General features: G+C 54.4%; 5 protein-coding genes and 1 other RNA gene. 1 reads left to right on the top strand and 5 read right to left on the bottom strand.

Features of this window, described 5'->3' with window-relative positions; genetic code table 11:
• The 4 genes from tdcA to garL all read right to left on the bottom strand — a co-directional run.
• Nucleotides 1-594 (bottom strand): transcriptional regulator TdcA (gene tdcA / locus LDK53_RS17310; RefSeq protein ID WP_225287663.1); only part of this gene is annotated, 594 nt, incomplete at its 3' end.
• 686 nt (nt 595-1,280) lie between these two features.
• Nucleotides 1,281-1,657, bottom strand: an RNA gene (gene rnpB, locus LDK53_RS17305) — RNase P RNA component class A.
• 59 nt (nt 1,658-1,716) lie between these two features.
• The gene (garR, locus tag LDK53_RS17300) at nt 1,717-2,607 is read right to left on the bottom strand and encodes a 2-hydroxy-3-oxopropionate reductase (RefSeq protein WP_225287662.1); all 891 of its coding nucleotides are present in this window, start codon (nt 2,605-2,607) and stop codon (nt 1,717-1,719) included.
• A gap of 20 nt (nt 2,608-2,627) precedes the next feature.
• Nucleotides 2,628-3,398 (bottom strand): 2-dehydro-3-deoxyglucarate aldolase, encoded by a 771-nt coding sequence (garL, locus tag LDK53_RS17295; RefSeq protein WP_045284775.1) that lies wholly within the window; start codon nt 3,396-3,398, stop codon nt 2,628-2,630.
• 374 nt (nt 3,399-3,772) lie between these two features.
• Here garL and garD point away from each other — a divergent pair, with 374 nt between their 5' ends.
• Nucleotides 3,773-5,344: a galactarate dehydratase gene (gene garD / locus LDK53_RS17290; RefSeq protein ID WP_225287661.1), complete on the top strand. Its 1,572-nt coding sequence runs from the start codon at nt 3,773-3,775 to the stop codon at nt 5,342-5,344.
• Nucleotides 5,345-5,390: 46 nt separating this feature from the next.
• On the opposite strand, the gene LDK53_RS17285 is transcribed toward garD, so the two are convergent.
• A complete protein-coding gene (locus LDK53_RS17285) occupies nt 5,391-6,194 on the bottom strand; it encodes a DeoR family transcriptional regulator (protein WP_059385424.1) in 804 nt (267 codons plus the stop codon).
• Nucleotides 6,195-6,236: the final 42 nt, after the last annotated feature.

Here is a 6,236-nt window from a genome sequence, read left to right as displayed (position 1 = left end):
CACCCACTGCTCGTGGGTGAGTGATGCCAGTGTCGTCGGGCCGGTGCACGTTCGTGATTTGCTGGCTACCAGCACAAACTCAGATTCAAACAGCGGCTCGACGTGCAGATCCTGCAGCAGCATTTCATCGCTCAGCGTACCGATGGCAAAATCCAACCGACCGTCGCGAATGGCCGGCAGGAAAGATGACAACTGCGCTTCATACATGGAGACACGCGCTTTCGGGAACACTTCCTTGAATTTTTTGATCATTTCAGACAGGAAGGTAAAACCAATCAGCGACGGATAGCCAAAGGAGACGTCCATGACGGTGCTGAAACTCAGGCTGTTGATTTCGCTCACCATGTTTTTCATCTCACGGGTGATCGACTCTGAGTACGAGAGCAGAACCTGGCCCGCGGCAGTGAGTTTTACGCCGGTGTTTTTACGCACCATCACTTCGACGCCAAAGTAGGACTCAATATCGCTGATAATTTTACTGACGGCGGGTTGTGTCAGCCCCAGCTGTCTTGCTGCAGAACCTATGGAGCCACTTTTAATGACTTCCTGAAATACCACGAGGTGCTGTGTTTTCGGTAGAATAATAGTGTTCATAATATTCTGCGCTTATTTCCCTATGACGGGGTGGATTCTACTCAATAATGTTTCAGGGGGTATGTGCTGTTACTCACAATTTGCCTTTTCGCACCCAATCCAGACAGGACAAAAACCCATTAAAAGCCTTTACTATCAATACCATAAACCCATCGCGACACGCCATTACGCTGATATTGATCAATAAAAACCGGGGTAATAAATTTATTTTATGGCAATAACACGGAAAAATTTCCTGCATTAAAAAAATCAATAAAGACGATCTTTCAGGCAATTAAAGGACAATAAATAACCACCACTCTTTTGAAACATTCTTTTAATTTCTAAAAATTTTCAGGCGTGATTGGGCAGACTGGCACTAAAGAGTGGAATACGTCACACATTCATGGAGTGAATGTTTTTAATTTCAATATATTTATATCAAACAAGAAAAAAATCGAGATCATTAAGGTAACAATCATAACAAACTATCAATACAAAAAAAATGACCACTTTTTAGCGTGAAATTTTGTGATGACGATCGTCTACAGAGGCGGGATGAACACTGGCGGGGCAAAAACAGTGAAATGTGCTTAATGTCGCAAATATGAGAATTGATGTCGTTTGTACGGTTGCCGGGTGGCGCTGCGCTTACCCGGCCTACACCCCCTGAAAGCAAAAACCCCGCCGAAGCGGGGTTTTCTAAGAAGTGAAACTGACCGATAAGCCGGGTTCTGTCGTGGACAGTCATTCATCTAGGCCAGCAATCGCTCACTGGCTCAAGCAGCCTACCCGGGTTCAGTACGGGCCGTACCATGTGAACCCCTATTTGGCCTTGCTCCGGGTGGAGTTTACCGTGCCACGGACTGTTACCAGCCGCGCGGTGCGCTCTTACCGCACCCTTTCACCCTTACCTGATCCCGCTTGCGCGGGCCATCGGCGGTTTGCTCTCTGTTGCACTGGTCGTGGGTTTCCCCCCCAGGCGTTACCTGGCACCCTGCCCTATGGAGCCCGGACTTTCCTCCCCTCCGCCCGTCTCCCCCGAAGGGGACGACGACGAAGCGGCGACTGTCTGGTCAGCTTCGGCGCGCAGTATAGAGGGTTTGCGCGCCGCTGTCACCCTCAGGTGTGGGCAAGACGCGATTAACGGGCGACTTCCACCTTCGCCAGCTTTTCGTAATAGCACGCGAGCGCGCTGTGATCGGCCGTGCCCAGGCCATCCGCGCGCAGTGCCTGCATCATCTCCATGACCGCCGCCGTTAACGGCAACTGGGCTCCCACGCCGTGAGAAGTATCCAGCGCGTTGGCCAGGTCTTTAATGTGCAGATCGATACGGAAGCCAGGTTTGAAATTTCGGTCCATCACCATCGGCGCTTTGGCATCCAGCACGGTACTGCCCGCCAGCCCACCGCGAATAGCCTGATAGACCAGGTCCGGGTTGACGCCCGCTTTGGTTGCCAGCGTCAGCGCTTCCGACATGGCGGCAATGTTCAGCGCCACAATTACCTGGTTCGCCAGCTTGGTCACATTACCCGCCCCGATGTCCCCCGTATGCACCACGGAGCCCGCCATCGCTTTCATCAGATCGTAGTATTTGTCGAAAACGGCTTTCTCACCGCCGACCATGACCGACAGCGTGCCGTCGATCGCTTTTGGTTCACCGCCGCTGACCGGCGCGTCCAGCATATCAACGCCCTTTGCTTTTAACGCCTCGCTGATTTCACGGCTTGCCAGCGGCGCGATAGAGCTCATATCGATCAGCACCAGGCCCGGCTTCGCACCGTCGATAATTCCGTTCTCTCCCAGCGCGACCTCTTTGACATGCGGTGAGTTTGGCAGCATGGTGATGATGACATCGCACTGCTCAGCAATGGCTCTGGCGGTGGTGGCCGTTTCTGAGCCAGCCGCCATAAGCTCAGCCACGGCCTGCGGATTGTGATCGGATACCACCAGTGAGTAACCTGCTTTGATGAGGTTCTTACTCATTGGTTTACCCATGATCCCCAGGCCAATAAAACCCACTTTCAGCGTCATAGTCTTTTCCTCAATGATGGTTATTTTTTAAAAGCGTCCGCTAATTTCTGCGTGGCCGAGCGGAATACGCCGAGGTCGCTGCCGACGGCAACAAACGTGGCTCCCCACTCCAGATAGCGGCGGGCATCCGCCTCAACCGGTGCCAGAATGCCGCTCGGTTTGCCGTGCGCGCTGGCGCGGGCAAAGATGTGCTGTATGGCACGCTGTACGTCCGGATGACCGGCATTGCCCAGGTGTCCGAGCGCGGCCGCCAGATCGCTTGGGCCGACGAAGATACCGTCCACGCCGTGGGTGGCGGCAATCGCATCGACGTTATCAACACCCTGCTGGCTCTCGATCTGGACCAGGATGGTGATATTGCTGTTGGACTGCACGAAGTAGTCCGGGACGGTGCCAAACATGTTGGCGCGGTGCGAAACGGAGACGCCGCGGATCCCTTCCGGCGGATAGCGTGTGGAGGCCACGGCCAGCGCTGCCTGCTCTGCCGTTTCCACAAACGGGATCAGGAAATTGTAGAAACCAATATCCAGCAGACGCTTAACGATCACCGGCTCATTGGTGGGTACGCGCACGACGGGGGCACTCGGGCTGCCTTTCAGCGCCATCAGTTGCGGAATAAAGGTGCTGATATCATTCGGCGCATGTTCGCCGTCCAGCACCAGCCAGTCGAACCCGGCCAGTCCCAGCACTTCCGTGCTGATGGGGTTTGCCAGCGCGGACCAGCAGCCAATCTGAATCTGGTGCGCCGCGAGGGCCGCTTTAAACTTATTCGGGAAGATATCGTTATTCATCGCGTTTACCTTTTTAATTCCGCAGCCTTGTTCAATATCATTTTATTTATTCAGACGCAGCGACAGGATGATATTTATTATTCGAACCTGGTTTGGCGTAATAAAATCGTCATTCAGTATAAGACGCTATTCATGACCACACATTGTTTTAATGCTCAAGCATTACGTTGCATTTTGATAATATTTTGAGCATATGCACAAAGAACTGGGCGCTGATGCACAGAATCAGGCATTACTGGTTCGGGAGCGATCGGGATCACATTTTCATATGTCATCTGCTGACATGCTTTATTTCTGAAAGCCGCGTATTAATTTCTACCATTAGAAAACTGGCTGAATTTATTATCAGACACTTTGCCGGAGAATAGTGAACAATGGCCGACATTGAAATTCGACACGCATCGCCGACGGCGTTCTATATAAAAGTGCACGACACCGATAATGTGGCGATTATTGTCAACGACAATGGCTTAAAAGCAGGAACCCGCTTCCCGGACGGACTGGAACTGATTGAGCATATTCCGCAGGGGCATAAAGTCGCCCTGGTGGATATTCCTGCTAACAGCGAAATCGTGCGTTACGGTGAAGTCATCGGTTATGCCGTGCGCTTCATTGCCAGGGGTAGCTGGGTTGAGGAGTCGCTGGTTGAGCTACCGGAAGCCCCGCCGCTGAATACGCTGCCCCTGGCAACCCGCGTGCCGGAGCCGCTTCCCCCGCTGGAAGGCTATACCTTCGAAGGCTATCGCAATACGGACGGCAGCGTCGGCACCAAAAACCTGCTCGGCATTACCACCAGCGTACACTGCGTGGCGGGCGTAGTGGATTACGTGGTGAAAATTATCGAACGCGATCTGCTGCCGAAATACCCGAACGTGGACGGCGTGGTCGGCCTGAACCACCTTTACGGCTGCGGCGTGGCGATTAACGCCCCGGCAGCCGTCGTGCCCATCCGGACCATCCACAATATCGCCCTCAACCCGAACTTTGGCGGCGAGGTGATGGTGATCGGCCTGGGATGTGAAAAGCTCCAGCCCGAGCGCCTTCTGCAGGGCACGGAAGATGTCAAAGCCATCCCGGCCGATGAGGCCAGCATTGTGCGCCTGCAGGACGAACACCACGTCGGTTTCCGTTCAATGGTCGACGACATTCTGCAGGTCGCAGAGCGCCATCTGGACAAACTCAACCAACGCCAGCGCGAAACATGCCCGGCATCGGAACTGGTGGTGGGCACCCAGTGCGGCGGCAGCGATGCATTCTCCGGCGTGACGGCCAACCCGGCGGTGGGCTATGCGTCCGATCTGCTTGTTCGCTGCGGTGCCACGGTGATGTTCTCCGAGGTGACCGAAGTCCGTGACGCCATCCATCTGCTTACGCCGCGCGCCGTCAATGAAGAGGTGGGCAAACGCCTGCTTGAGGAGATGGCCTGGTACGATAACTATCTCGATATGGGCAAAACTGACCGCAGCGCTAACCCCTCTCCCGGCAACAAAAAAGGCGGTCTGGCAAATGTGGTGGAAAAAGCCCTTGGCTCGATCGCCAAATCCGGCCAGAGCGCGATTGCGGAAGTGCTTTCTCCCGGCCAGCGCCCGACGAAGCGCGGCCTGATCTACGCGGCAACGCCCGCCAGTGATTTCGTCTGTGGTACCCAGCAGGTTGCTTCCGGCATTACGGTGCAGGTCTTCACCACCGGGCGCGGTACGCCGTACGGCCTGATGGCGGTGCCGGTAATAAAAATGGCGACGCGCACCGAGCTGGCAAACCGCTGGTATGACTTAATGGATATCAACGCGGGCACCATCGCCACCGGGGAAGAAAGCATTGAAGAGGTGGGCTGGAAACTGTTCCACTTCATTCTGGACGTGGCGAGCGGGCGGAAGAAAACCTTCTCTGACCAATGGGGGCTGCATAACCAGCTGGCGGTGTTTAACCCGGCGCCGGTGACGTGATTTCCCCTCACCCTACCCTCTCCACATAGGGGAGAGGGTAAAAACCTTAAACCAGCACCACCTCAATCCCGCTTTTCCGTAATCCTTCCAGACTCTCCGGCGGAATACCTTCATCGACAATAATCATATCAATCCTTTGCGTATCAATGATTTTATGCAGACTTGAGCGGTTAAACTTGCTGGAGTCAGTGACAACGATAATACGCTCCGCCACCTCACACATTTTACGGTTCAGACGGGCTTCGTCTTCGTTGTGCGTACTTACGCCGCGGTCGAGATCGATAGCGTCAACGCCCAGGAACAGCAGATCAAAATGGTAATTCTGTAGCGACTGTTCTGCCTGGTCACCGTAGAAGGATTGCGACTGACGACGCAAATGCCCGCCGGTCATCAGCAGTTCAACCCCTTCCGCTTCCAACAGCGCATTTGCCACGTTCATGCCGTTAGTCATCGCAATCACGTCCGAGTGCTGACGCAGCATACGGGCGATTTCAAACGTCGTGGTGCCGGAGTCCAGAATAATACGGTGCCCGGGTTTGACCAGCGCGGCAGCGGCCTGCGCGATACTGCGCTTTACCGCCGTATTCAGCGAGCTTTTATCCTCTACGGAAGGCTCAGCGCCCGGCATGTTGCCTTCGCAAATCAATGCCCCACCGTAGGCGCGAACGGCAATGCCCTGCTTCTCAAGAAAGGCGAGGTCATTGCGGATCGTCACCGTCGATACGCCGTACAGATGAGACAGATCGTTAACCTGCACGCTTCCCTGCGCCCGCAACCGCTGAATGATCTGCTCTCGCCTTTCACTGGTGCCGGTGATGCGCTTTTCTGCGGATGAATCGGTGCTGCTCATACGAGCTCCTTAATCAATATTCTTTCGTTTCATTTCGTTTTG

It is taken from the genome of Enterobacter sp. K16B (assembly GCF_020216105.1).
Lineage (GTDB): Bacteria > Pseudomonadota > Gammaproteobacteria > Enterobacterales > Enterobacteriaceae > Enterobacter > Enterobacter sichuanensis.
Note: the sequence above shows the minus strand (reverse complement) of the source record. Positions and strands in the feature narration are given on the sequence as shown.

Coding starts and splice junctions, on each gene's coding strand:
- garR (WP_225287662.1), bottom strand. CDS start 2,607: ATGACGCTGAAAGTGGGTTTTATTGGCCTGGGGATCATGGGTAAACCA.
- garL (WP_045284775.1), bottom strand. CDS start 3,398: ATGAATAACGATATCTTCCCGAATAAGTTTAAAGCGGCCCTCGCGGCG.
- garD (WP_225287661.1), top strand. CDS start 3,773: ATGGCCGACATTGAAATTCGACACGCATCGCCGACGGCGTTCTATATA.
- LDK53_RS17285 (WP_059385424.1), bottom strand. CDS start 6,194: ATGAGCAGCACCGATTCATCCGCAGAAAAGCGCATCACCGGCACCAGT.